This is a genomic window from Pseudomonas sp. GM21 (assembly GCF_000282215.1).
Classification (GTDB): domain Bacteria; phylum Pseudomonadota; class Gammaproteobacteria; order Pseudomonadales; family Pseudomonadaceae; genus Aquipseudomonas.
Map to the genome: position 1 here is coordinate 17,104 of NZ_AKJS01000034.1, position 26,922 is coordinate 44,025.

At 56.6% G+C, this 26,922-nt stretch carries 23 protein-coding genes; 14 read left to right on the forward strand and 9 right to left on the reverse strand.

Annotated features, from left to right (window positions below):
- The first annotated feature begins 7 nt into the window (after positions 1–7).
- The 12 genes from PMI22_RS22715 to PMI22_RS22660 all read left to right on the forward strand — a co-directional run bounded on the left by PMI22_RS22715 (position 8) and on the right by PMI22_RS22660 (position 14,047).
- Positions 8–1,375, forward strand: coding sequence for a DUF1329 domain-containing protein (locus tag PMI22_RS22715; protein ID WP_007943846.1), 1,368 nt, complete (start codon positions 8–10; stop codon positions 1,373–1,375).
- A gap of 85 nt (positions 1,376–1,460) precedes the next feature.
- Entirely contained in the window at positions 1,461–2,564 is a 1,104-nt protein-coding gene (locus PMI22_RS22710) for a WD40/YVTN/BNR-like repeat-containing protein (protein ID WP_007943847.1), read from the forward strand.
- Positions 2,565–2,568: 4 nt separating this feature from the next.
- The gene (locus PMI22_RS22705; RefSeq protein WP_007943848.1) at positions 2,569–5,073 is read left to right on the forward strand and encodes an efflux RND transporter permease subunit; all 2,505 of its coding nucleotides are present in this window, start codon (positions 2,569–2,571) and stop codon (positions 5,071–5,073) included.
- Between the two features lie 152 nt (positions 5,074–5,225).
- Complete coding sequence (locus tag PMI22_RS22700) at positions 5,226–6,416, forward strand: MFS transporter (RefSeq protein WP_007943851.1); 1,191 nt, start codon at positions 5,226–5,228, stop codon at positions 6,414–6,416.
- Positions 6,417–6,534: 118 nt separating this feature from the next.
- Positions 6,535–7,488 (forward strand): PDR/VanB family oxidoreductase, encoded by a 954-nt coding sequence (locus PMI22_RS22695; protein ID WP_007943853.1) that lies wholly within the window; start codon positions 6,535–6,537, stop codon positions 7,486–7,488.
- Between the two features lie 10 nt (positions 7,489–7,498).
- The gene (locus PMI22_RS22690; protein WP_007943854.1) at positions 7,499–8,089 is read left to right on the forward strand and encodes a malonic semialdehyde reductase; all 591 of its coding nucleotides are present in this window, start codon (positions 7,499–7,501) and stop codon (positions 8,087–8,089) included.
- 17 nt (positions 8,090–8,106) lie between these two features.
- Positions 8,107–9,213: an aromatic ring-hydroxylating dioxygenase subunit alpha gene (locus PMI22_RS22685; protein ID WP_007943857.1), complete on the forward strand. Its 1,107-nt coding sequence runs from the start codon at positions 8,107–8,109 to the stop codon at positions 9,211–9,213.
- Positions 9,210–10,199, forward strand: coding sequence for a fumarylacetoacetate hydrolase family protein (locus PMI22_RS22680; protein WP_007943858.1), 990 nt, complete (start codon positions 9,210–9,212; stop codon positions 10,197–10,199). Before PMI22_RS22685 ends, PMI22_RS22680 begins: the two co-directional genes overlap by 4 nt.
- A 10-nt stretch (positions 10,200–10,209) precedes the next feature.
- The gene (locus tag PMI22_RS22675) at positions 10,210–11,202 is read left to right on the forward strand and encodes an NAD-dependent epimerase/dehydratase family protein (RefSeq protein ID WP_007943859.1); all 993 of its coding nucleotides are present in this window, start codon (positions 10,210–10,212) and stop codon (positions 11,200–11,202) included.
- Positions 11,199–11,975, forward strand: coding sequence for a cyclase family protein (locus PMI22_RS22670; RefSeq protein ID WP_007943860.1), 777 nt, complete (start codon positions 11,199–11,201; stop codon positions 11,973–11,975). Before PMI22_RS22675 ends, PMI22_RS22670 begins: the two co-directional genes overlap by 4 nt.
- A gap of 160 nt (positions 11,976–12,135) precedes the next feature.
- Entirely contained in the window at positions 12,136–12,984 is an 849-nt protein-coding gene (locus PMI22_RS22665; RefSeq protein ID WP_007943861.1) for a cache domain-containing protein, read from the forward strand.
- 157 nt (positions 12,985–13,141) lie between these two features.
- The gene (locus PMI22_RS22660) at positions 13,142–14,047 is read left to right on the forward strand and encodes a LysR family transcriptional regulator (RefSeq protein WP_007943864.1); all 906 of its coding nucleotides are present in this window, start codon (positions 13,142–13,144) and stop codon (positions 14,045–14,047) included.
- A gap of 32 nt (positions 14,048–14,079) precedes the next feature.
- On the opposite strand, the gene PMI22_RS22655 is transcribed toward PMI22_RS22660, so the two are convergent.
- The 8 genes from PMI22_RS22655 to PMI22_RS22620 all read right to left on the reverse strand — a co-directional run bounded on the left by PMI22_RS22655 (position 14,080) and on the right by PMI22_RS22620 (position 22,222).
- Positions 14,080–14,493 (reverse strand): nuclear transport factor 2 family protein, encoded by a 414-nt coding sequence (locus PMI22_RS22655; RefSeq protein ID WP_007943865.1) that lies wholly within the window; start codon positions 14,491–14,493, stop codon positions 14,080–14,082.
- Positions 14,494–14,507: 14 nt separating this feature from the next.
- On the reverse strand, positions 14,508–15,638 hold the full coding sequence (locus PMI22_RS22650) for an FAD-dependent oxidoreductase (protein ID WP_007943866.1): 1,131 nt from the start codon (positions 15,636–15,638) through the stop codon (positions 14,508–14,510).
- A 34-nt stretch (positions 15,639–15,672) separates the two neighbouring features.
- Entirely contained in the window at positions 15,673–16,689 is a 1,017-nt protein-coding gene (locus tag PMI22_RS22645) for a phosphotransferase family protein (protein ID WP_007943867.1), read from the reverse strand.
- Between the two features lie 10 nt (positions 16,690–16,699).
- A complete protein-coding gene (gene eno / locus PMI22_RS22640; RefSeq protein WP_007943868.1) occupies positions 16,700–17,995 on the reverse strand; it encodes a phosphopyruvate hydratase in 1,296 nt (431 codons plus the stop codon).
- Positions 17,996–18,019: 24 nt separating this feature from the next.
- The gene (locus tag PMI22_RS22635; RefSeq protein ID WP_007943869.1) at positions 18,020–18,985 is read right to left on the reverse strand and encodes a C-terminal binding protein; all 966 of its coding nucleotides are present in this window, start codon (positions 18,983–18,985) and stop codon (positions 18,020–18,022) included.
- 28 nt (positions 18,986–19,013) lie between these two features.
- Positions 19,014–20,009 (reverse strand): fumarylacetoacetate hydrolase family protein, encoded by a 996-nt coding sequence (locus PMI22_RS22630; protein WP_007943871.1) that lies wholly within the window; start codon positions 20,007–20,009, stop codon positions 19,014–19,016.
- Between the two features lie 115 nt (positions 20,010–20,124).
- Positions 20,125–21,168 (reverse strand): hypothetical protein, encoded by a 1,044-nt coding sequence (locus PMI22_RS22625; RefSeq protein WP_007943872.1) that lies wholly within the window; start codon positions 21,166–21,168, stop codon positions 20,125–20,127.
- A 16-nt stretch (positions 21,169–21,184) separates the two neighbouring features.
- On the reverse strand, positions 21,185–22,222 hold the full coding sequence (locus PMI22_RS22620) for a fumarylacetoacetate hydrolase family protein (RefSeq protein ID WP_007943873.1): 1,038 nt from the start codon (positions 22,220–22,222) through the stop codon (positions 21,185–21,187).
- Positions 22,223–22,635: 413 nt separating this feature from the next.
- Between PMI22_RS22620 and PMI22_RS22615 the strand changes: the two genes are divergently transcribed.
- The gene (locus tag PMI22_RS22615; protein WP_007943874.1) at positions 22,636–23,370 is read left to right on the forward strand and encodes a glutathione S-transferase family protein; all 735 of its coding nucleotides are present in this window, start codon (positions 22,636–22,638) and stop codon (positions 23,368–23,370) included.
- A gap of 161 nt (positions 23,371–23,531) precedes the next feature.
- Positions 23,532–24,509: an AraC family transcriptional regulator gene (locus PMI22_RS29920; protein WP_007943876.1), complete on the forward strand. Its 978-nt coding sequence runs from the start codon at positions 23,532–23,534 to the stop codon at positions 24,507–24,509.
- Positions 24,510–25,253: 744 nt separating this feature from the next.
- Here PMI22_RS29920 and PMI22_RS22610 read toward each other — a convergent pair.
- On the reverse strand, positions 25,254–26,504 hold the full coding sequence (locus PMI22_RS22610; protein ID WP_007943877.1) for a ribonucleotide-diphosphate reductase subunit beta: 1,251 nt from the start codon (positions 26,502–26,504) through the stop codon (positions 25,254–25,256).
- Between the last annotated feature and the right edge of the window lie 418 nt (positions 26,505–26,922).

Consider the following 26,922-nt stretch of genomic DNA (forward strand, 5'->3'; position numbering starts at 1 on the left):
CTTGCGCATGCCTACTCAGTTCACCCTCAAGGCCTTGTGCCTGACCGTACTGGCCGCTGTTGCTCCGTTGGCTTTGGCTGCTGCCACCCCAGAAGAAGCCGCTGCATTGGGCAAAACCCTGACGCCCTTTGGCGCAGAGAAGGCGGGCAATGCCGATGGCACCATTCCGGCATGGGATGGCGGTTACACCAAAGTGGATCCGGCATTCCAACCTGGCGGTAAACGCGGCGACCCATTCGCAGCTGATAAACCGTTGTTTAGCATCAACTCGACCAACATGGACAAGTACGCTGACAAACTTAGCGACGGCACCAAGGAGATGTTGAAGCGGTACCCCCAAACCTATCGCCTAGATATCTACCCCACCCACCGCAGTGCGGCTGCGCCGCAATGGGTATACGACAACACCCTGAAGAACGCTACTAATGCCAAGCTGGTTGATAGCAGTGCTGGCCCGGTCCCGCAGGGTGCGTTTGGCGGTATCCCGTTTCCGGTGCCGCATAACGGCGACGAGGCAATGTGGAACCACCTGCTCAATTGGCGGGGCACCTCGATCGCACTGGATTTTCGCCATTACCTGATGACGGCGGATGGGAATCAGGTGATGACCACCGACGGCAAAGCCATTCAGGAGATGCCGTATTACTTTCAGGAAGGCTCCGCCGACACCTTTGACGGCGACTACTGGATGTTCCGTCTGCTCAACGTCGGGCCACCGTTGCGCGCCGGCGAGCAGATCGTGGGCCGCACCAACATCAATGGCGACCTGTCCCAGGCGCACGTCTATCTGACCGGTCAACGCCGGGTGCGCAAGCTGCCGAACGCCTGTTGCGACACGCCGACTCCAGCGACCGCCGGGGTAATGTCGTTTGACGAACTGAGCGTGTACCAAGGTCGTCTTGATCGTTTCAAGTGGAAGCTGGTGGGTAAGAAAGAGCTTTATATCCCTTACAACGCCAACAAAGTGCTGACCGCGCAAAAGCCTGAAGATTTGCTGCTTAAAAGCCACCTGAACCCGGACTACGTACGTTGGGAACTGCACCGCGTCTGGGTGGTGGAGGCCAATCTGGAGCCGGGCAAACGTCACCAGCTTCCCAAGGGTCGCTACTACCTCGACGAAGATACCTGGCAAGCCATGTTAGGCGACCGTTGGGATGCCAATGGCCAACTCGCCAAGAGCCTGTGGTCGTTGCCGGCCGTGATGCCTGATCTTCCCGCCGTCGCACAGCTGACCTCAGGTTTCTACGACCTGACCTCCGGCACCTGGTTCGTGCAAAGCGTCTTTGGCGGCAAGAACTCGCAGTACGCGATTGTCGATCGCTACAAAAAATCTGAGTTCTCTCCAAACGCGATGGCAGGGCAGGGAGTGCGTTAAGAGCCATGTGTTGCTAGGCAGGAGGCGGGGACGTGGTGTCCCCGCCGCCACGAATGACACAGCACATGATTTACCGAGGTAGTTAATGAAAAGAATTCGTCAAAGGTGCTCGTTGCTGCTGGCTGTTGCGTTGTCGCTGAGCGCTCAGTGGGGGGTGGCTCAAACCGCGGCAGTGGTGTCGCCCTTGGGCACGCCGGCGATGCATGTTGCGCCGTCGCAAAAAACCGTGCTGCTTGACCTCGCGCGCGCCGGCGCGAGGCTCGTCGCAGTAGGGGAGCGCGGCATCGTGATGCTCTCAGACGACAATGGGCAGAGTTGGCGTCAAGCCGACGTGCCGGTATCGGTCACGCTCAGCGCTGTGCAGTTTGTCAACGACCGCCAAGGCTGGGCTGTAGGCCATGCGGGTGTGGTGTTGGCGACGACCGATGCGGGCGAGCACTGGACGTTGCAACTAGACGGTACCCGTGCGGCGCAGATCGAGCTGACGGCTGCGCGCAATGAGCAGGCCGCCGCCACCGATGCGTCAGCAGCGGAAGCTCGAATCGCCAGTGCTGAGCGCTTGGTAGCGGATGGTCCGGACAAGCCGTTCCTGGCTATGAAGTTTGTGGATGCCCAGCGCGGTTTGATTGTCGGCGCGTTTGGCCTGGCGATGCAAACCGTCGATGGCGGTGCAACCTGGACGTCGACCATGGGCCATATCGACAACCCGATGAACCTGCATATGTATGCTATCAGCCAGCAAGGGCAGCGCTGGTTTGTTGCCGGTGAGCAAGGGTTCCTCGCCCGGTCGGATGACGATGGTGCCTCGTTCGCGCAGTTGGAAAGTCCGTATGGAGGCAGTCTGTTTACAGCGCAAAGCCGCTCCGATGGCGCGCTGTTGGTTGCGGGCCTGAAAGGCAATGCATTTATCAGCCACGATGCTGGCGACACCTTCCAACCGCTCAACGTTGGGTTACCCATCTCCTTTAGTGACTCCGTGGTCTTGGCCAGCGGCCAGGTGCTGTTCGCCAATCAAGGTGGGGGCTTATACGTTAGCGACGGCCGCAGCGGCGATGCCCTGCGTGCGTTGACCAAACCATTGGGGCTGCCGGTGGCCGGCGTGATCCAGGCTGATGATGGAAGCCTGATTGTTGCAGGATTTAGCGGGCTTACGCGTGTGCCGCTGCCAGCTAATGTTGTTTCGGAGTGAGGCTATGAACGTTTTTGGTACCACCTTGGCCGACGGCCAACAAACCACCGCGCAGTTTGATCCTCGCTCTGGCTCTATCCTTGAACGGGCGCTGTTCAATCACCGCTTCTGGGTGTTGCTGTTTTGCCTGCTGACCACCCTGGTGCTCGGCTATCAATGCAGCCGTGTTGAGCTCAACGCCAGCTTTGAAAAGATGATTCCCACGCATCATCCCTATATCGCCAACTACCTTGAGCACCAACAAGAGCTCAGTGGTTTAGGCAATGCGTTGCGCATCGCGGTAGCCAATAAAAATGGCGATATCTACGACCCTGACTACCTGCGAACCCTACAGGCCTTGAGCGATAAGATTTATCTGCTGCCGGGTGTTGATCGCGCATTTATGAAGTCGCTGTGGACACCCGCTACAAGGTGGGTTGCGGTGACGGAGGAGGGGTTGGATGGTGGCCCAGTTATTCCCGATGACTATGACGGCAGCTCGTCGAGTCTGGCCGCTTTGCGACGCAACGTGCAACTGTCCAACGAAATTGGCCAACTGGTTGCCTTTAGCCAGACCTCCAGCATCATCTACGTCCCCCTGCTGGCCACCACCACGGATGGCAAACCTCTCAATTACACGACACTTTCGGAGCAGCTGGAGTCGCTGCGCAGTGAATACCAGAGCGCCAACGTCGATATCCACATCACAGGTTTTGCCAAGAAAGTCGGCGACCTGATCGCAGGCCTGCAGCAGATTGTGCTGTTCTTTGCGATAGCCATTTTTATCACCACAGTGGTGCTCTACTGGTACACCCGCTGTGTGCGCAGCACCTTGCTGGTGGTGCTATGTTCCTTGATTGCAGTGGTGTGGCAGCTCGGTTTATTGCCCTTGATCGGGTACCAGTTGGACCCTTATTCGGTGTTGGTTCCCTTTCTGGTCTTCGCCATTGGCATGAGCCATGGCGCGCAGAAAATGAACGGCATCATGCAGGACATCGGTCGCGGCATGCACCGCGTTGTGGCTGCCCGTTTTACGTTCCGTCGCCTGTTTCTAGCGGGACTCACGGCCTTGTTGTGTGATGCGGTCGGTTTTGCCGTGCTGATGATCATCAAGATCCAGGTCATCCAGGACCTTGCTGTTATCGCCAGCATAGGCGTGGCCGTGCTCATCTTCACCAACCTCATTCTGTTGCCGGTGCTGCTGTCCTATGTGGGCGTAAGTGGGCGCGCCGCGACGCTGAGCTTGAAAAGCGAGCAGGCCGAAAGCGCCGGACAGAGCCGCCACTTTTTTTGGCGCTTCCTCGACTTGTTCACGCAGCGGCGCTGGGCAAGCTTGTGTATTGGCGTCAGCCTCGCACTCGCGGCGCTAGGGTTTATCGTTGGTTTGCAACTGAGCATCGGTGATCTTAATGTTGGAGCACCGGAGCTGCGGCCAGACTCGCGCTATAACCAGGATGATGCATTCATGACCCGCAGTTACGGGGCCAGTAGTGACCTGTTCGCGGTGATGATCAAAACCCCTGCCGGTGCCTGTGCGCGCTACGACATTCTTAACAAGGTCGATGCGCTGGACTGGCAACTGCGTGCCCTGCCTGGGGTGGACGCCACCAACTCTTTAGCCCTGCTGAACCGCCGCATGCTGGTCGGCATGAGCGAAGGCAGTCCGAAGTGGTACGAGCTGCAGAACAACCAAGCGATGCTCAACATGATCACCGCCAGCGCGCCGCGTGGTTTGTACAACGAAAATTGCAGCCTGCTGACCCTGTATGCATACCTCACCGACCATAAGGCTGAAACTCTGACGCGGCTGGTCGACCACGTGGAGCAGTTCGCCGCCGCCAACAACACTGACGAGGTGCAGTTCCTCCTTGCCGCCGGCAATGCCGGTATCGAGGCAGCCACCAACATCGTGGTCAAGCAGGCCAACCGCGAGATGCTGTTCTGGGTTTACGGCGCCGTGATCCTCCTGTGCCTGATCACCTTCCGCTCCTGGCGCGCCACGGTGTGTGCCGTCATTCCGCTGATGCTTACCTCGGTGCTCTGTGAGGCGCTGATGGTGTGGCTGAACATCGGCGTAAAGGTCGCCACTTTGCCGGTCATTGCGCTGGGGGTCGGCATTGGCGTGGACTACGCGCTCTACGTGATGAGTATTTTGCTCGGCCATATGCGCCAAGGTGAAAGCCTTTCCCAAGCGTATTACCGCGCGTTGGTTTCTACCGGCAAGGTCGTGATGCTGACCGGGGTGACTCTCGCTATTGGCGTGGGAACCTGGGCCTTTTCACCGATCAAGTTCCAGGCCGACATGGGTGTGCTGCTGGCCTTCATGTTCCTTTGGAACATGGTGGGCGCGCTGGTGCTGCTGCCGGCGCTGGCTTACTTCCTGTTGCCGCTCAAGCGCGTATACAAAGGCCAAGCGAGCCTGGCCACCGTCACGCGAAGCACCGAGCGCGATGATGTTCCGTTGGACGCCGTCACGCAACCGTACCCAACGGGGCAGCAAGAATCCCTGCTACTGGTTCAGCGGCGCTGAGCCACCGCCATCAATAACAACAAGAGAGGGCTTTGTGATGAACGACATGAAGGTGTGTTTGATCAGCGTCGGAAAGATGATGAGGCACGAATTGATCGCCGGCATGGCCAGCTATGGCGCTGCTATGTGCAGTATTTCGGTGGACCTTGACCGTGATTGCTGAACGCCAGGCGGGTTTACCTCAGTCGCTGCTGTTATTACTCGGCAGTTGTCTGCCGGTGCTCGGCGCAGTGCTTTTGGCACCGGTACTGCCGCGCATGCAAGAACATTTCTCCTCTACCCCTGGTGCGGCCGTGCTAGTACCGGTGGCACTGACGCTTCCGGCGTTGGTAATCGCCCTATTGGCCCCCTTTGCCGGTGTGATTGCTGACCGGGTTGGCCGTAAGTCGTTACTGCTGGGCGGCATGCTGCTCTACACGCTGTGCGGGGTATTGCCGCTGTGGCTTGAGTCACTTAAAGCCATCGTTATCAGCCGCGCCGGGATCGGTCTAGCCGAGGCTGCGATCATGACCTGCTGCACAACGCTCATGGGGGACTACTTCGACGGCACAAAGCGCGAACGCCTGTTTGCCTTGCAAATGGTCTCAACGTCACTGTCGGCGGCTGTGTTCATGGGGGTAGGCGGATTACTGGGTGAGAATGGTTGGCGCACGCCCTTTGCGTTGTACACCGTCGGCCTGTTGTTCTTGCCATTGATGGCGGCTCTTTTGTGGGAACCACGCGAACGATCGGCGGTGGAGGGCGCCGCGGCGACCGGCCGTTTTCCCTGGGCCGCGCTGTTGCCGATCTATGGCATGACCATGCTCGCGGGGGCGAGTCTGTTCGTCGTGCCGGTTCAAGTGGGTTACTTGCTTAACCTGCTGCATGTCGATGCGCCTCAGCAAATTGGCATGACCATGGGGGCTAGCCAACTGGGTGTAGTAGCGGGTGCCTTGAGCTTCCGGCTTCTGGGCAGCCAATCGCCAAAACGGCTGTTGTTGCTGGCCTTTACGATGGCCGCCATTGGCGATTTGCTGATGGCCTACGCCCAAAATCATCCCTTGGTAATCGTGGCTGTGCTGATCAACGGTTTGGGCATCGGCTTGATGCTGCCAACCTTGATCACCTGGGTCATGTCACTGGTTGATTTCCACCATCGCGGACGCGCCAGCGGCGGCTTCACCGCCGCGATTTTTGCCGGCGAGTTCATCAGCCCCCTTATGGTCCTTGCCATCACTCGGGGTGACACCAGCGAGCTGCCTGGCGCCCTGATGCTGGTCGGCGCGTTGCAGTTGCTGGTGGCATTGGGGTGCATGAGCCTGCGCTCACGCAAGGTCGTGCCGCTGGCTCGCCACAACCCCTGACACACATATGCGGTTCGCCTAGCCCGATGCCTTGGTGGCGATCACCAAATGCGCCAACGAGCGACGCAGAAATGGCTTTCTGGCGAGGCAGCCGAGCGCTAAGTACGAGGATGAACATATGATCGATGTGCAAATTACCCGCAAACAGCGTGAAGCTGACGGCATTTACAGTTTTGAACTGGCGGCGGTTGACCGATCAGTCCTGCCGCCCTTCAGCGCAGGCTCACATATAGACGTCCACTTGCCCAATGGCCTTGTGCGCCAGTATTCACTGTGTAACCACCCGGAAGAGCGCCATCGCTATCAGATTGGCGTGCTGCTGGATCCCAACTCCCGTGGCGGGTCCAAAGGTATGCACGAGGTTGTGAAAGAAGGCTCAACGTTGCGTATCAGCGAGCCGCGCAATCTTTTCCCTTTGGAGCATGAGGCTGCATACAGCTTTCTATTTGCCGGCGGCATCGGCATCACACCGATTCTGTGCATGGCGGAACGTCTGGCAAATGCCGGCAAGGCGTTTGAGCTGCACTACTGCGGGCGCAGTGCTTCTGGAATGGCGTTCGTTGAGCGCCTGCGCGAGTCAGGGTTTGCAACCTGTGTGCATTTTCATAGGGATGATGGCGAGTCTATTCAGCGACTGAACACGGCGCGGGTGTTGGCAAATGCCGATCCCTCGCATCACCTGTACGTCTGCGGTCCCACCGGCTTTATGGAACATGTGCTGGGAACAGCCCGTGAGCAGGGTTGGCAAGATGCTCAGTTGCATCGTGAGTACTTCGCCGCGGCGCCGACCGGCGCCGCCGACAGCGACAGCTTTGAAATCCAGCTAGCGAGTTCTGGCCTGCGTCTGCGCGTGCCTGCTGATCGCAGCGTTGCCGATGTGCTGCTGGACGCTGGCGTCGATGTTCCGCTGTCGTGCGAGCAAGGTATTTGCGGCACCTGCATAACCCGCGTTCTAGAAGGTGTGCCAGACCATCGCGATATGTTTATGACCGATGCAGAACACGCTCGTAATGACCAATTCACACCGTGTTGTTCCAGGGCCAAGAGTGCCCTTCTTGTCCTTGATCTTTAAGGTGTATGTGATGACTCAACCTATATCCAAAGAAGCCATCGAGCAGCTGTTCATCGGCGCCCGTTCGCACAATGGCTGGCGTGATCAAACGGTGCCCGACGCGTTGCTGAGCCAGCTATACGACATGCTCAAGCAAGGGCCGACCAGCAATAACTGTTGTCCGGCGCGCTTTGTTTTCGTGCGCTCGAATGCTGGCAAGCAGCAGTTGTTGCCAGCCCTCAAGGGGCATAACGGCGAGAAGATGTTGCAGGCTCCGGTCACGGCCATCGTGGCATTTGATACCCGGTTTTTCGAGTACCTGCCCGAGCTGTTTCCCATCTATGACGCGGGCGCTCCGTATCGCGACAACCCTCAGGGGGCGCATGTCGCTGCTCTGCGCAATAGCAGCTTGCAAGGCGCTTACTTAATGTTGGCGGCCCGGGCTTTGGGCCTGGATTGTGGTCCGATGTCCGGCTTCGATAACGCGCTGGTAGACGCCACGTTTTTTGCTGATGGTCGCTGGAAAAGCAATTTTCTGTGCAGCCTCGGTTATGGCGACCAGAGCAAGTTGAGGCCGGCCGGTCCGCGTCTGTCTTTTGCTCAGGCTTGCCGTCTGGCCTGACCACCTGGAGAACCACGATGAGTGTTCACGTTACCCAACCGTTTGATCCGCTACACGACAAACCCGCTGCCGCATTTCCGCTGGATCAGTGGTATGTCGCGGGCTTTTCCTGGGAACTCAATAACAAGCCGTTGGCGCGAACGTTGTTGGGTGAACCACTGGTTATATTCCGAACCGGTAACGGTCAGGTAGCGGCATTGGAAGATCGCTGCTGTCACCGCTCCGTGCCGCTGTCGCTGGGTACTGTGGAAGAGCAGGGGGTACGTTGCGGATATCATGGGCTGCTGTACAGCACGTCCGGCCAATGCCTGGAAATTCCAGGGCAGGTGAAAATTCCGGGCAAAGCCAAAGTGCGCTCGTTTCACATATGCGAGCAAGATCAGATTCTTTGGGTTTGGTTTGGCCACGATGTGCTGGCCGCTCCGTTACGCGAGCCGCCTGCCTATCCTCATCACACCAGCGGCGAATACCTGTTTGGCGGTGACGTGTACCACTATGACGCCCCCTGGCAGCTTATCCACGACAACTTGCTGGACCTAAGCCACCTGGGTTATGTGCACTTGCACACTATCGGCGGCAACGCCCGTATCCACATGAACGCCCAGACCCAAGTCGCTGGCGATGAAGAGTCGGTACGGGTGGTGCGTTATATGCCGGAGTCCGATCCTCCACCGACTTATACCGCAGCGTATCCTTTCAAAGGGAAAATTGATCGCTGGCAGGAAATCGAATTCCACCTGTCGCACCTGAAAATCTGGACAGGCGCCGTGGACGCCGGCAGCGAGCCAGTGGACGATCCCAAACGTGGTGGTTTCCATATGCGTGGCTTCCACGGCATCACTCCGGAAACCGCCACCAGCTGTCACTACTTCTGGAGCATGGCCACCAATCCAGTTTCAAACCCGGACGAGACTTTGCGCAAGGTGCTGGAACAAACCCAGCTGACCTTCGATGAAGACAAACAAATCATTGAAGCCCAGTACGCCAATCTGCTGCGTTTCGGTGTGCAGCCTATGATCGATATTCATGTTGATGTCGGACCTAACCGGGCGCGGCGGATCGTCGATAGCTTGCTCCAGAGTGGGCGCTCCAACGCCGAACAGAACGACGAGGTACGCCCATGAAGTTAGCCAGCCTCAAGTCCACGAGCCGCGACGGCCGGCTGGTGGTGGTATCGCGCGACCTGCAACGGGCCTTGGATGTCAGCGATATTGCTACCACGTTGCAAAGCGCGGTGGAAAACTGGAGCCGGGTTGAACCCTTGCTGCAGGAACGTTACGGCCAGCTCAATGATGGCCAGGCCGCCGGCGCATTTGCGTTCGACCCTGCGCAAGCTGCCGCACCTTTGCCGCGTGCCTATCAGTGGTGCGACGGTTCAGCGTTTCTGAGTCACGGTGAGCTGATGCAAAAGGCCTTTCACCTGGATCCGATTGAAGGGGTTGAACAGACGCCTCTGATGTATCAGGGCGCAGGTGATGATTTTCTCTGCGGTCGGGATGACATCGTCTTGCCAAGCGAAGCCCACGGCATCGATTTCGAGGGCGAGTTCGCTGTACTGGTAGACGATGTGCCAATTGGCTGTTCCGCGACGCTGGCCGTCAGCCATGTGAAGTTGGTGCTGCAACTCAACGATGTCAGCCTGCGCGCTCTAGCGCCACGGGAAATGAAAACCGGCTTTGGCTTTCTGCACGCCAAGCCATCTTCGAGCTTCGCTGCCGTAGCCGTCACACCCGATGAACTGGGCGAGGCATGGCGGGAGGGGAGGGTGCATTTGCCTTTGAAGGTTGAATGGAACGGCGAGTGGTTTGGTCACCCGAACGGCGGCGCCATGCACTTCAGCTTCTTCGAGCTGATCGCCCATGCCGCGCTGACTCGCCGTCTCGGCGCCGGTACCTTGATCGGCTCAGGTACGGTTTCGAATCACGATCGCAGCGTCGGTTCAGCGTGTATTTCTGAGCGCAGAGCCATCGAAATGATAACCCACGGTGAACCTCAAACTGGCTTTATGCGCTTCGGCGACCGCGTGCGCATGGAGGTTGTTGGCGCAGATGGCCAGTCGATATTTTCCGCGATCGATCAACGTGTAGTGCAGGCCGAAGCCGTGCAGTAAGGAGAGCAGTATGCGTGTGATGGTCACAGGGGCAAACGGGTTGGTCGGACGCGCGTTAGTGCAGCGACTGCTGGCGCTAGGGCAACTGAACGGTCGGCCCATTTCCAGACTGTTATTACTGGATCAACAGCTGAGCGATCTGCCTTCCGATGCGCGTCTGCGTACTTATACCGGAACCATAACCGACGTTGCGTTGTTGCGCCGTTCGTTGGCGGACGGTGCTGATGTAGTGTTTCATCTGGACAGCATTCCAGGTTGTGTGGCTGAGGAGAATTATTCTCTGGGTAACAAGGTAAACTTGATGGCCAGTCTGGAATTGCTGGATCAATTGCGTATGTTGTCGCGTCCGACCGTACTGGTCTACGCCAGCAGCATTGCGGTCTATGGTGCCGAGCTGCCCACCCGCATGGGCGAGCGAGAGCTGCCCAGGCCGGACACGTCCTATGGGGCGCATAAGTTGATGGTGGAAACCGCGATCTGCGACCTAGCGCGCCGTGGCGAAGTCGATGGTCGCGTTGTGCGATTACCGGCCATCGTTGCTCACCCGCACGAATCCAACGGTCTGCGTTCGGCATTTATGAGCGAGCTACTGCACTCGGTTGCCAGCAACCGACCTTATCGCTGCCCCGTATCGCCCCAAGTCGCATCGTGGTGGATGTCCGCGGTTTGCTGTGTAGACAACCTGCTTCACGCTGCGCAATTAGATACCCGCACTATTGCGCGTGACCGGGTGTGGCAGCTGCCCGTGCTACGCCTATCAGTGGAAGAGGTTGTGACTGCGCTGGCAAACCGCTACGGCAATGAACGGCGTGAGCTGGTGAGTTATGCACCAGACCCCGCGCTTGAAAACGTGTTGGGTAGATTCCCGCCAATCAAAACGACCCAAGCGCGAGCGCTGGGATTTCGTCATGACGGCAGCCCCGCCGGGCTGCTACGTAATACCCTTAGCTCAGTGATAGCCAGCCGTCGGGCGGCAAATTCGGAAGGAATTTTGCAACCATGAAAAAGCGCTTTGTCGACCTGTCCGTAACCTTGGATAACAACCCTTACACCGATCCGCCACCGTTGCTGCCGAAGATTCATTACATGGATCACCAACAAGGCTGGCCAGAGATGGCGGCGATGTTTCCCGGCCTGGAAATGAGTCAGCTACCGGGCAATGAATCGTGGGCTGCCGAACGCCTGGAGATTACCACTCACAGCGGTACCCACATGGATGCACCTTGGCACTACGCGTCCACCACCGATGGAGGAAAACCGGCGTGGGGCATTGATGAACTGCCCCTGGATTGGTGTCTACGACCTGGGGTAAAGCTCGACTTGCGCCACTTGCCCGACGGCCACGTAGTAACAGGAGCAGAGATGGCGGCCGAGTTCGAGCGTATCGACTATGTCCTGCAGCCGCTAGATATCGTGCTGATAAACACCCGCGCCGGGGCGATTTTTGGTCAGCCGGGCTATCTGGATGCCGGCGTCGGCATCGGCCGCGAAGCTACGTTGTGGCTGCTGGAACGCGGGGTGCGGGTGGTTGGAACCGACGCTTGGAGTTGGGACGCGCCCTTCAAGTACACCCGCGAGCGGTTTGCCGCCAGCGGCGACGCCTCGATCATTTGGGAAGGGCACAAGGCGGGGCGCGATATTGGCTACGGACAAATGGAAAAGTTGGCCAATCTCGAAATACTGCCAGACCACGGATTTCTGGTTTCGTGTTTTCCGTACAAGATCAAACACGCCTCGGCTGGCTTTATTCGTGCGGTGGCCATTTTTGAGGAGTAGGCGCGCGCGTGTTTTTTCTGACCGCGAGAAAAAAGGAGCACCCACGCCTTCCAGTCTTATTTGCCTATTGTCGGGAGGATTGGCGTGTTGAGTGACGCTGGATGTGCGCGTTCTCTAAGCACATAACAGGGTGGTCGGTTGTAGCCATGGAGTAATCAAAATGCGCGTATCGAGATTGGGAGGCTTCGGCCTGTTTGTAATACAGGCGTTAAGCCTGCTGGCACATGCCGAGACATCCGGTGACGACTCCCTGCAGGCAAAGCGGCTGCTGCAGAGCGCCGTTGAGTATTACCGTGTTCAAGGTGATGCGGCATTTGCTGCTTTCAGCCGTCAAGGTGAGTTCATTGACGGCGAGCGCTACGTGTTTGTCGTTGATACCAACGGCATCATGCAGGCCAGCGGCGGTGCGTCAGCTGTTTTGATTGGTCGCAATGTCTCCAAGGCGTTGGAACCGGAGTTGCAGAAGGCATTCGCCAGTGCACTCAAAATCCCGGAAGGGGTGGCCAAGAAAGCCGAATATCGGTGGATGAATGCTCTCGATGGCAAGGTCGAGCTCAAGCAGGTTTACTACCAGCGCGTAGGTGAACGGATTCTGGCGGTGGGGCATTATCTTCCCCGGGCTAGTAAACAACAGGCGCAGATGCTGTTGGACCACGCCGTCGCAAAGCTAAAGGAAGATCCGGCGGCAACGATCGCGGCTATCAATAATCTTTCTGCGGAATTCCGCCAGGATGATCTCTATCTTTTTATTGTCGACGTGAGCACGCACCGGTACGTCGCCCATGGCTATAACTCGCGTCTAATTGGCGTGGACTTCGCCACCATCAAAGATCCGAATGGCCGGGCAGTGGGTAGACCGATCCTCGAAAAAATGGCCAAACAGGCGAGCGCCAGTTATGACTACCGCTGGAAAAACCCAGTGACCTCCAAGGTCGAAGAAAAGTATGCGCTAGTACGAAAGAGTGACAACTACCTAGTTGCGGTGGGTTACTACAAAAAGCCGCACTAGGGCTGGCACTGCTGCTAGGCGTTGGAGAGATCCACTCAACAGCTTCTTTTCAATGTACGCAACTGGGATCGGTTCAGACTCCTGTTATCCGTCACTCGTTGTATGTGTAAGATGGCTAAAAAACTCGCGGGCATCGAATCCGTGAAGGGGAGGCTATATGCGTTTTAAGAGTCTGGATTTGAATCTTTTAGTCGCGCTCGACGCAATGTTGGCGCATAGAAGCATCAGTAGAGCGGCCGAAGCAGTGTTTCTGACGCAATCAGGAATGAGCGGTGCCTTGAGCCGATTGCGCGCTTACTTTGATGATGAGTTGTTGATTCAGGTGGGACGCAACCTTGAGTTGACACCGTTAGCCGAGTCGATTGCCAAGCCCGTGCGCGAGGTGCTTATGAGTATCGAATCGCAGATTGTTAGTCGGCCTACGTTTGATCCCGCGACCGATGACCATATCTACCGAATCATGGTGTCCGAGTTGACGCTGATTCTGTTGATGCCAGCGGTTACGCAACGGATAGCGCTGGAAGCCCCGAATATCAGGCTGCACGTGTTGTCGCAACAGGATCGACCGCTTGATGCTCTAGAGCGCGGCGAGCTGGATCTGCTAGTGCTGCCTGAGCAGGTAGCCTCAGCCAACCATCCCAGCGAAAAGCTGTATGAAGAAAATTATGACTGTTTGGTTTGGACCGGCAATACGTCCATCGGCGAAACGCTGTTGTTCGAGGAGTACCTCGACGCCGGACATATTTCCGTAGAGTTCGGGCCCAACCGGGTAGCCGCTTTTGATGGTTGGTTTCTTGAACAACATGGGGTTAATCGTCGGGTCGAATTGATCTGTACCAGCCTGATCGCTCCGCCTGTTTTGGTGGTTGGCACGCAACGTATCGCTACCGTACATCGCCGGCTGGCCAACCTTGCTGCGCAATACCTTCCGGTGCGTGTATTAAAAGCGCCGATGAAGATCCCAGCCTTGAATCAGATGGTGCAATGGCATAAAAATCGCGATAGCCATCCAGCTCTAGTGTGGTTGCGCAAGGTCTTGGTTGAGGAAGCGGCGAAACTCTAACGAGCCCGCCGTTCCAGAGAGCAGTGGTGAGGCTAGTTGACAGGCGTCGGAACGCCGATGGGCGTTGCCTGGAACGCGGCCAGGCGCCACTGGCCGTCGGCCTCTTTGGCCCATACTTGCATGGCTTTGGATTCAATCCGCATGACCTGCGGGTCGCCAATGCGCAGGCGGGCGGTGTTGACCTGGGTGCCGGTCATTACCGCGGTTTCGCCGTAGATGCGCACACGTAGTTCCCCCCGTTCGACCTTCAACACTTCAAGAAACGAGCGCATATAGTCGAGATAGCTTTCGTAGCTATCGCTGTTGCCTCGGGTGTGAACGTGCAAAAGGTCACGCGACAACAGTTGGCCGAGTGTAGAGAGATCGCCACTGCCCAGGGCGGCACAGCGCTTGTTCTCCAGATCGAGGATATGGCGCTCTTGCGGGGTAAGACTGTCTTCGCTCATAAAGTTTTCTCCGCTTAAATCGGCTGCGCTGTGACTTCGAGCATGCGCCGTACTGCGCCGTCGAAGTCTGCCGGTAGGCTTCGGTCCATCTCCCATGTGCCGATTTGCAGGGAGGTCTCAACGATAAATTTGCAGCGTTCAAACCGGCGCACCATAAAGCGCTCCAACGCTTTTTCTACCGGGTAGGCTTGCAATTCCTCCGCAATTACCACTGCGTCCTCGATTGCCATGCCGGCGCCCTGTCCGAGGTGCGGAGTTGTGGCATGGACCGCATCGCCAATCAGTAGCACGCGCCCGGCGTGCCACTGCTCCATAAAAATTGTTTCAAAGGGCTTGTAGATGACTTGCGCGGGGTCGGTTACGAACTCATCACGGGCACGCGCGATAGGGCCTTCAAATTCAGCCAGGCGCTGCTTGAACAACGTGTGAAGCTCGTTCGCATCGAACCACGGGTTGCCAGGTTCGGCAGTGGTTTGCAGCATATACATGAGGTTGTCTTTGAGCGGGCAGAATCCAGCCTGCCCCCCTCGTTCGCCACGATATACCGTCAGACAATCAATCTCAGGAAAGCGTGGCATATTGCAGCGCCAGCCACCCTGGCCGGTGAAGACAGGTTTGAACTGGTCACCCAGGAGCATCGCGCGAATCTTGGAATAGATGCCGTCGGCACCAATCAGCAAGTCATACTCGCTGATGCGCCCTGTGGTCAGGCAAACGGAGACGCCGTCAGGTTTCTGCTCAAAGCTCTCGACCGTAACGCCTAGCTCGATATGTGCACCCAGGCGGGTCGCCTTTTCCAGCAAGATGTTATGCAGGTCTATGCGCGGGAGCGCCATGTTGGCAGGAAACGCATCCCCGGCCAGGCGCTTGCCCGGAATAATGGTTAATTCATTGCCTTGAGCATTGCAAATACGGACTTTGTCGAAAGAGTAGCCATGGCTTAGGCATTGATCGGCTATACCTAATCGTGCCATCTCTCGAACCACGTTGCCTTGCTGAATAATACCGACGCCGTAGACGCTCCATTCCGCTTTCAGCTCCACTAAATCGACGTCTATACCGACTTGGCGCAAAGCAATAGCTGCGGTTAGCCCGCCGATGCCACCGCCGACAATGAGCACCTTCTTGGCTTTGATGTTCGTCATGTTGTTCACCTTTTTATTGTTGTGATCCCAGTGCTCAGGCGCTAGCGATTACACCTTGCCATTGTTTGGCGATATCGTTCAATTCAAAACTGGGGTTCAGAATTAGCCGTGTAGAAAATGCGCGAATCAGTGCTTTGGGCGCTTCGGTACACAGGTATTCCACAGGCGACTTCCCATCCACACGAGCCAGGAGCAACGCCGGCAGCAGGGTTGATGCCCGTGCTTCGATGTCCGCTCGGTCTTCAGGCGCTGTGGCTTCGAAGTAAGCCAGGGAGAACTGCCTATAACTGTCGAGGTAACCCTCAGTCAGGTGTGGGTTCACCAAGCACTTCAGCAGCAGGTGATTGAGCAGAAAGGCGACGTCGAATGCCGGGTCGCCATACCAGGCACATTCTGCGTCCAGAATCACGGGTCCGTTGGGCCCGACCAGAATGTTTTTCGGGCTTACGTCACCGTGAACCAGCGCGGTATGGATCGAACCGGTGCGTTCGGCCAACGCCAATAACCGGCTGGCCAATTGCGGATGGCGTACGGCTGTGGCCCGCAGGTAAGCATCCAGCCGCAGGGCGTCAAAGTTTTCGTCAGTGGCAAAACGTTGCGCCAGAGCTGCCGATCTTCGACTGGTGTGATGCAGCCGGCCGACTAAAGATCCCAGTTCCCGCGCCACCGATGGTTCTATGTGTCCATCCAGCAACTGCTGCTTCCATACTGGATGCTGTTCTGCGGCAAGAAATTCCATAGCGAACAGGCCGACGTCCGGATCGTGAGCCAACGGTGCGGGCACCGCTTGAGGGACGTGCGTAGCAGCAAACTTGAGCCACTCCCATTCATACGCATTGCGCGAAACAGGCACCTCCCAATCGGCCGCTACTCTGAGCTTGGCCAGCGCTCGTTTGATGCACAGAACGCGTCCAGGTGTTTCAACCTTCCAGATGTCCGACGAGACGCCGCCTGTGAGCGGAGTCCAGGTAATCGCTTGGGTGGGGGATAAGAGGCTGCTGCGAATCAAGAATTCGCGGAGTTCGGTTGAAACAACGAAATGGCCGGTCATGGCAGGGTCCTCATACACCAATACGAATGGCAGACATGCCGGCAAACGCGGCGCGACTCTGCTCTTCAATGCGTAATAGCTGGTTGTATTTGGATAGCCGGTCCGAGCAGCGCACCGACCCAATTTTGATTTGCCCAGCCGCGGTGCCAACAGCCAGGTCAGCGATAAAATCATCCTCGGTTTCACCGGAACGCGCTGACACCACAGGGGCGTAGCCTTCACGCCGCGCTTCGGCAATCACCTCGAGGGTGCCGCTGAGCGTGCCGTTCTGATTCACCTTCACCAGCACGCCATTTGCGATTGCGCCATTGATTCCACGCTGCAAGCGATCCAGATTGGTGCTGAACAGATCGTCACCGATCAGGCGCACTTTGTTGCCGAGCAAACTGGTGAGTTTCACCCAGCCTTGCCAGTCTTCTTCGTCCAGGCCGTCTTCGATCGACACGATGGGAAAATCGCGTACCCAGCCGTCCAGCATATCGATCACTTGATCGCTGTTCAGGTCCCGTCCTTCTTTGGCGAAGCGATAGCTGCCGTTCGGCCCCTTTAGTGAACTGGCCGCCACATCGATGGCGATGACCATATCCTTGCCTGGTTCGAGGTCTGCCTCTTCCGCCGCTGCCACCATGAGTTCCAGCGCTTCACGACCTGTTTTCAGGCCAGGGGATAGACCGCCTTCGTCAGCCAGCAAGGTGGTCAGGCCACGGCGCTGCATTACGCGTGTCGCTGCGCTGCGCATACGCGATACGTTGTGAATGGCTTCCTCCATGGAGGTGGCACTGGCCGGGATGGCGAGAAAATCTTGGACATCCATCCCGCGCCCGGCATGCAAACCACCGCTGAGAATATTGACCATAGGCATCGGCATGCTGAGCGTCGTAATGCCCGCCAGTTCGGCGATGCGCTGGTACAGGGGCTGGCGGGCGCTTACGGCACTGGCACGGCACACAGCTAACGAGCAGCCCAGAATGGCGTTGGCGCCGAGGCGTTTGAGTTGCGCGGTGCCATCGAGGTTGAGCAGCAGCGCGTCAATTGCGTTTTGCTCGAAAGCAAGCTTACCGGCCAAGGCTCGGCTTATTTCACCGTTTACATGCGCCACGGCGTTCAGCACGCTGCGCCCTTCGTAGTAATTGGCATTGCCGTCGCGCAGTTCATGCGCTTCTGCCGCGCCGGTAGAGGCACCGGACGGGACTGCCGCCCGTCCCAAGCTGCCATCGCTTAGAAGCACGTCGACTTCTACGGTGGGACGCCCTCTGGAGTCGAGGATCTGGCGAGCATGTACGGAGGAAATAGTTGGGTTGGCCATGGGGGATCCTAATAATTTTTTTGTTTAAAGCTGATTGCGGGCTTGCTGTGGTTGTTCACCCAGAAGCACCCGAACGACTTCTTCACTGGCGCGTTGGCGCAACTCCACCAGCGAGGCATCGGAAGAAAAGGCCACATGAGGGGTAATGATTACGCCGGGATGGTGCAGCAACTTTGTTGGTACCTGTGGTTCGTGTTCTAGTACGTCCAGGCCCGCGCCACTCAGTTGGCCGCTTTCGAGGGCGCGGATGACCGCGTCGGTATCGACAACACCACCGCGGCTGACATTGATGAGGAAGCTGCCAGGTTTGAGCAGGTCGAGGCGCTCCTGGTTGATGAGGTGATGGGTTGTGGACGTCAGCGGAGCGTGCACGATGACGACGTCGGCCTGGCGCATCAGCTCATCGAGCTCGACGAACGCCACTCCAGATTCTTTTGAAGGGTAGGGATCAAATGCAAGCAGGCGCGGGTTGAATGCCTGAAGCTTCTGCGCGGTGCGTCGCCCAATACGCCCGTAGCCGACGATACCGACGGTGAGGGTCTTGAGCCGGCGCAATGCTGCGCCGGCCGGATTCCAGCGGCCTTGACTCACCTCGCGATCAAAGCTGACCAAGCCACGCGTCCAGGCCAATGCCAAGCCGACAGCGTGATCAGACACTTCTTCGACGCAATAGTCGGGCACGTTGGTGACCCAGATTCCGTTGCGGGTGGCTTGATCGACCGCGATGTTGTCCAGTCCGACGCCAAGGCGCGCGACAATTTTCAGGTTGGTCGCTGCCTCAATCGCTGCCTCGGAAACTTGAGCCCAGCAGGTCAGGATTGCCTCGGGCTGATGCTTGCGAACCAGATCCTCGATGACCACGGCTGGGGCCGGGTTAGCGGGTCCGCTGACTAGCGTGAAGCCCGCTTTTTCAATGATCTGGCGCTCGACCGAATCATCTGGCCAGGCGAAATCGGTTAGTAAAACGGTACGTGTGTGGGTGCTGTTCATTTCATTTTCCGTTTATTGCACGGTCAAATTATGTGCAGGTGATGTGTTGGCTGCCGAAGCCGCCGATACTGGCCTGAAGTTCATCACCGGAGCCGATGTAGCAGCCGTAATGCGCGCCGAATCCGGCGGGAGAACCCGTGCAAATCAGGTCGCCGGCCCATAGCTGGACTTTGCTTGAGAGGTAGGCGATCTGCTCGTACACGCTGAAGATCATGTCGCTGGTCGATTCGCTCTGCATCGTCTCGCCGTTGAGGCGAAGCGAGAGGTGCAATTGCCCGAGATCGGCGACGCAATCAGCGGGGATCAGATACGGGCCCGTGGGAAGGCAACCGGGTGCATCTTTGGCCTGTAGCCAGTCGGTGCCAAAGCCTGGAGGGTCTGCGCGAAAAACCCGGTCGCGGAACGTAATGTCGTTAACGACGGTGAAGCCCGCTACGTAGTCCCTCGCCTCACGGACCGTGACATGGCGTGCCGGCTTGGCGATGACAACGCCCAATTCAACCTCCCAGTCGGCCATGGTGGTGTGAGGCGCTATCGAAAAAGTAGACGTTGGCCCTAGCAGTGCGGACGGCAGCTTGGAACAGATATAGGGTTCGCCCTGGCGGCGTTTTTCGATAAAAGCCTTGGCGGCGCTGTCTGTCTCGTTAGACGGGGTGCCTGCCGGCGCCTTGTCGTGAAAAGCTTCAATGAGTTGCGAGCGATAGTTGCCAATCGTACAAAACACCTGACGAGGCGAGACGGGCGGATGCATTACCGCGGCTCCGGGTAGTAGCGTCGGACCGGCCCAGCCAATTCGCTCGATATGTTTGGCCAGCTGGACGAGTGTCGATTGATTGAATGGCCAGTTTTCAATCAGCGCCGCTATCGAGTGGGTGCCGGAAAGCGGCAGGTTCAACGCTTGAGCATGTGGGTGCAGCGCCGAGACGGGTATGGCTTGCTCACCTATCATTAGCGCCGGAAAGGGGGCGCATCCGGCGACTGAAAAATTTCCTATGCGGCAGGCGAACTGCTGAGTGTTATGCACAGCCAACTCCCTTTTTACATGTGCCGGTCGTGTTGCCTGTTAACGGGCTCGACAAAACATGAACGTCAGCGATACCTCATCCGCAGGTGGATAAGGCATCTGCCTGACATTCTCCTCAAGGTGTTCTGAAGGAGATCGCTTCACCTGTATAAGCACCGAGCCCGCTCACCCCTTTACCGTCGGGGGTATAGCCCGGCGCGTAGATGTATTCCCACGGCGCCGCATCGATCATGAAGGGCTGCATGTTGGTGATGAAGCTGAAGAAACCAAACATGGGGTTCCAAATTCGCGGCACCCAACTGTCGTCCAGGTGGTCGGAATCCGCACCGTATTCGGCTTGCCCACCGGTAGGGCAGGGCAGGTACATAAACAAGGATGAGGCGATGCGGTGACGGCCCAAGCCCCAGTGTGATTTAGGCCAGCCTTGGCGCTGCATATGGTTGGAGCCGACCATGATTTCATCGACATCGTCGACCCCGAAGTTGGCGTGGTCGAAACGCAACAGCCCATCCATGCCCCAGACGTCCGGGCCCTTGAAAGGCAAGTTGGCGTTGATGAAGTAAATATTGTGATGGTCACGAGCGCCGGGGGCGCGACCAAAGATGCCAAAACCTGCCTGGATGTCGGTCACGCGAAAGTGCAAGCGATCACGAAAGAACGCCCAGGAGCTTTCAACATTGGGTGTTTGAAACACCACGTGCTGGATGGCTTTGGGGCGGGCCTTGGTGATCCACTTCTTGTGTTGGTTGATGCGATTGATGTTGCCAGGGGAATTAATGGGGCTTGGCGCCGACTCCACAGGCCGTTTGGTGTAAACACGCAGGCCGATAGCGAGACCGTCGTCAGTGAGGCAATGAGCAGTACCGTCGTCGTCCAGACGCACTTCACGATCAACACTAAGCTCTTTAACCAAACGCTCAAGATTGTGTTGAGTGTCGACGCCCCAGATGACTTCTTGTACGCCGGTACCGACGATGCTGCTCTTAGGAATCAGCGGGTCGTTAATCGAACGGATAATGACGTTAGAGCTTTCATCCAACTGGAAGTGTGCATAGTGTTCGTTACTTTCAATAAGCGGCAGGCCAAAGTCCACGAAGTAGCGAGTGCAAAGTTCAACGTCGTCCACGCCGTATAACAACGTTTCAATACCATTAATCATTGTCTATTTCCTCTTGTTACTGTTCGTTTAGGCAAAGGTTGCGTTGGCTGCCCAGTCCGGTGATAGCGCAATCCAACACATCGCCTGGCTGAAGAAATCGGTTGTAGTGCGTTCCGTTACCTGCAGGAGAACCAGTGCAAATAATATCGCCTGGATTTAATTGGACGAGTCCGGAGAGATATTCAATCTGTCTGGCGACGTCGAAAATCATGTCGCTGGTCACTTCATCTTGCATAACTTCCCCGTTGAGCTTGAGCGTCAGTCTCAAGTTTTGCGGATCAGTAATAAATATTGCGGGCACCACAAATGGGCCTAGCGGCAAATAGGTCGGGCTGCTCTTGCTGGAAATCCAGTCGGTGCCCATGGCCTTCATATCATCGCGCCGCCAGATATGGTCGCGGCTGGTCAGATCATTGGCGATGGTGTACCCGGCCACGTAATCCAAGGCGTGCTCGCGACTGACATGACGAGCAGTTTTGCCAATGACAACGGCCAATTCGAGCTCCCAGTCCGGCTTTTTCGCATGCTTGGGCAGGATGATTGGATCGTAAGGGCCAGTTATGGTCGCGGCCGGCTTGCTAAAGGCATACGGCGAGCCATGGAGAGACCGTTCCTTCATTAGGTTTTGGGCGTAGGTACGCAGTTGATCTTTATCCATGCCCGCTGTTTCTGGCGAGTTGCCCACCTCACCGGCCACAATCAAATCGACGACATGTTTGAAGTAGTTGGCCCCACAGCAAATCACTTGTCGTGGGCGATCTAGAGGCGCATGGACGAGCAATGTTTCAAGAGGCAGAGCGACGGCCGATAACGTGGGGTCGAGGCCCACTTCTTGCACAACTTGAGTCAGAGCCCCCATTGTGCTCGACCATTCCTGGAGGATGTCGAAAAGGTCCCGACCTTGAGGCAAATAAACCCCTAGGCGTGCGCAGGCAGGACGCAATGCCTCCAAGGCGATAACACGTTCGTTGATTACAACACCCGGAAATGCGGGGCCGCCGGCCGCCGAAAACATGCCGAGTGCAAACTGTAAAGACTCAGGATTGGACAGCATTGATGGACCTTTCTTTATTTTTGTTTGGTGTCCGATACGTCTGCTAGAAGCGGGCAATGGCATCGGCATTTGGTCGGTGTTCGCAGCCTATTGGTCTGATGTGCATGTGTAAAATGGCTGCTAGAGATGTGTCGTATCGATTCGGTGGATAATCGGTTTTATCGGTAAAATGGCATCGATAAGGCGTGCTTATCAGCTATTGCGAAATTAGCTCGAGTAGGGGGCTCGATTATTGGGCAAGCTAACCTTGCGTAATTAATGCGTGGCAGGTAACGGAGGATGCTATCGCTCGCCCTGATAGCACCCATCGTTGTTAGCCATTGGTAAAAGTGACACAGACTTTATAGTCTTTTGATCAGACTGCCTTAGGTTGTCGCTGCCATGTGTTCCGTAGATATAAGGAAAATAAGAAGATGAGCGAAATAGAGCTCTATAATGTTGGTTTTTCCACCTGCAGTCAGCGGGTACGCTTTGTCTTAGGTGAGAAGGGCGTGACTTATGTAGATAAGCGACTTCGCCTGGAGCTAGGCGAACATATTTCCCCGGAATATTTAGCGATAAACCCCAACGGTCTTGTCCCTTCTCTTGTTCACGATGACGCGGTAATCACTGATTCGAGCGTAATAAATGAATACCTCGATGAGGTTTTCCCCCTGCCCCGTTTCGTACCTGAACATCCGGTTGAACGAGCGCATATGCGCGCATGGGTTCAATACCTCGACGAAGTCATGACGCCTTCTATTCGTTATCCCTCCTTTCAAAATTTTTTTGGCGGCGCCTTGAGGGCAATGAGTGACGACCAGCGCCAGCAATTTGCGAGTCGTCTACCGCTGCGTAAATATTTTGCATTGGAGGTTGGCGCTGAAGGTTTCGCCAAGCAGAAGCTTGATGGGGCAATGGAGCGTATCAATCAAACGTTAAATCGCATGGAGCATGCTCTGGCGCGAACCGTTTGGCTCGCCAACGACCGGTTGACGCTTGCGGATATAGCAGTCATGCCGAGTATTGTGCGGCTCGAAGACTTGGGAATGAGTTCGCTATGGAGTGACCTGCCAAAAGTGTCGGATTGGTACAAGCGGTTGCAAGCGACTAGAGGATTCCAAATCGCTTACTCGGCGGGCTCTCGTCTCGGCGAGTTCGCCAACTAAGCGCTTACAGAGCTAAAAGTCGCTCCTGTAAGCGCGCAATCCGTGGACATTTACTTTGAGCCCATACCCATCATCTTCAGGCGTAAGCAGTGAGGTGAACGTTGAACGAATTCGACATTTGGCCCAGTATTTCGGATTTATCATCCTGAATCGGGCATACGATGGATCTGCTCAGCAATGTACTACTTTCGCTAAAAGTCGAGTCGACTGTCATCTCTGAATGGCGACTGTCGGCTCCTTGGGGCGTGGATATCAGAGACTTCAGCCCTGGGTTCTGCATGACCTTGATTGAGGGCTATTGCTGGTTTTACGCGCCAGGACATCCTCCGCAAAAACTGTCGCGCGGCGATACATTGCTGGCTCCCCGTGGGGGCGTATGTGCGTTGGCGTCGGCTCCAGACTCGGCATTGGCCTCTTTGTCTGAGGTATGGCAACAACCAACGTTCGAAGGCCTGGACACCGAACATCGGCCGTCCGCGCCCGTACGGGTGGAGTGGGGAGCCGGTGGCGAGGAAACGCAACTGCTGGGCCTGGCATTCACGTTCCAGGGACGGGGGCGGAATCTTCTGCTGGATGTTTTGCCAGAGTTCATTGTGCTGAGAAGCGTCGATAATGGCGTGTTTCCGGGTGTCGAGTCCGCAGTGGCGCTGCTACAGGCTGAGCGCGAAGAAACCAAGCCCGGTTACTTCGCCGTAGCCAAACTGCTTGCGGAGATGACCTTTGTCAGCCTGTTGCGAGCCTTCATACAGTCCGAACCACACCACCCAATCGGTTGGTTACGTGGGCTTGGAGACGAAAAAGTGGCGAAGGCTTTGGAGGCGATGCATGCCAAACCCGCCAGCCCTTGGACCGTGCCGGTATTGGCATCGACGGCAGGTATGTCGCGCTCAGCGTTTGCAGCGCGCTTCACGCACTTGGTGGGTCAGCCGCCGATTGAATATCTCATTTCATGGCGGGTGCAACTGGCTTCAGAGCTGCTATCAGCGACTAGGCACCCGATCCCTGTCATCGCGCAGATGCTCGGTTTTCAATCGGATCGGGTATTCAGACAGGCATTCAAACAACGGGCAGGCGTGTCGCCGTTGAACCACAGAAAGCATGGCGCCACGCCGGCGGAAACCATTCCGGAAACGGGCTGACACAGCCAGCCAGTCACTGCTTTATACCATCAGATGTGTTGGCGCTGATTGAAAATTGCAACGGCGGCCTACGCGCGATCAGTAGCAGACCTTTCAACGTAGAGCATTAGGTTCGAGCCAGACGACTCCTTATTGGCGACTTCTGCCTGTCGCTATGGGGCGCAAACGACCCATTATAGATAGATAGCGTTTATCCCTTCCCAAAAGGTCAGATAGCCCGTTGGGCCTTAGTCATCCTATTGACTGAACTTTTGACGGTTAGCCGGCGACAGCGGTCAATAAAATGATACCGGCAATGAGGGCTGAATGCAGAGCGAAAGCGAATAGAGACACGCGCAGCGGGTTTTGCAAAAGGTGGGAAGAGGAAGGCAGTTCAAGTATCCGAGAGGCTTACACCGACAACCTCGATGTTGCCGTCATTTCCGTTAAGGGATCAAAATGTTGTGGCTTAAATATCTTCTGTGTATATGGCTGTTGGTAATACAGATGAGGGGAGAAGCTAAGCTGCTTTCTGGATGGGCGTAGGGTCGCCGGATGGAGGGGAAACGCCGAAGTGGAAACCATCGAGGAACTGAGTCCCCGATGGTTGGTGACGTTTGATCTGACAAGCATCGTTTCAATTTAAGACTGAAAAAATTTCAGAAGATGTTGAAAAACTACGCTCATTTTCTGTTCTTTTTGTTAAAAAAAACCTCGCATACTGCGAGGTTTTTTAAATTTTATAGGTGGTCTAAAGTTTTGGGCTTAATCCCAGCTCAACGCCCCACCAGTCTGATACTCAATAACCCGCGTCTCAAAGAAATTCTTCTCTTTCTTCAAGTCCATAATCTCGCTCATCCAAGGGAACGGGTTAGTCGTCCCTGGATACTCTTCCTTCAAACCAATCTGGCTCAAACGACGGTTAGCGATGAACTTCAGATAGTCCTCCATCATCGCCGCATTCATCCCCAAAACCCCGCGAGGCATGGTGTCACGTGCGTATTCGATTTCCAGCTGAGTGCCCTGCAGAATCATCTGCGAAGCCTCTTCCTTCATCTCGGCATCCCACAAGTGCGGGTTTTCGATTTTGATCTGGTTGATCACGTCGATGCCGAAGTTCAGGTGCATGGATTCGTCGCGCAGGATGTACTGGAACTGCTCGGCGACGCCGGTCATTTTGTTGCGGCGGCCCATGGAGAGGATCTGGGTGAAGCCGCAGTAGAAGAAGATGCCTTCCAGAACGCAGTAGTAGGCGATCAGGTTGCGCAGCAGTTCTTTGTCGGTTTCGACGGTGCCGGTTTCGAACTTCGGATCGGAGATCGAACGGGTGTATTTGAGGCCCCAGGTGGCTTTTTTCGCGACCGATGGGATCTCGTGGTACATGTTGAAGATCTCGCCTTCATCCATGGCCAGCGATTCGATGCAGTACTGGTAGGCGTGGGTGTGGATCGCCTCTTCGAACGCCTGGCGCAGGATGTACTGGCGGCATTCCGGGTTGGTGATCAGGCGGTACACGGCCAGGACCAGGTTGTTGGCAACCAGGGAGTCGGCGGTGGAGAAGAAGCCGAGGTTGCGCATGACGATGCGGCGCTCGTCGTCGGTCAGGCCTTCCGGGTCTTTCCAGAGGGCGATGTCGGCGGTCATGTTGACTTCTTGCGGCATCCAGTGGTTTGCGCAACCGTCCAGATACTTCTGCCAGGCCCAGTCGTACTTGAACGGTACGAGTTGGTTGAGGTCGGCGCGGCAGTTGATCATGCGCTTTTCGTCGACAGCGACGCGGGCGGAGGCGCCTTCGAGTTCGGCGAGGCCTTCGGCAACGTCGAGGGTGTCCAGGGCAGCTTTGGCACGGGCGATTGCGGCAGAGTCGTTCGCGGTTACGGCGCGAGCTTCTTGAGCGGCGACACCACCAGCGGTGTCGAGTCGGTCCATGTTGGCTTCGGTCGCGTGGCCGGCGTTAGCGCCTTTTACCACGGCTTCGCCGCTGTCTTCTTTGTCGAATTCGTCCCAGCTCAGCATGACGTGTCGTCTCCTGCGTGAGGGCCAGATGCCCGTGTGATGGTTGTTCACACGGTCGGTCTGACCGCGTTGGATCTTAAGGAATCGTTTTTTGCAGCCAAGGCAGGCAATAAAACAGAATTTTGTACGGGGTTGCGAGAGCCACTGATGGGCGCAACCAGCGTTAAACGCTACTGCGGGGCTCCAGACTGGCGTTTCATCCCTGTAAGGGGATATTGCAGGCCCGTTAAGGCGGCATTATAGGGAAATTTTCACCGGCGTGGTGCGGCGAATCGGCTCATGGAATGGCCGGAAGGGCGGGTTTTTCGGGCAAACCGAGGGAATACAGGGCTTTGGACGGTGTAGATTTTTTTTCGTAATTTTTGACGCTGAAACATTTCTGCTCAAAAAATAGCCAAAAACGCCGTTTTTCACTACA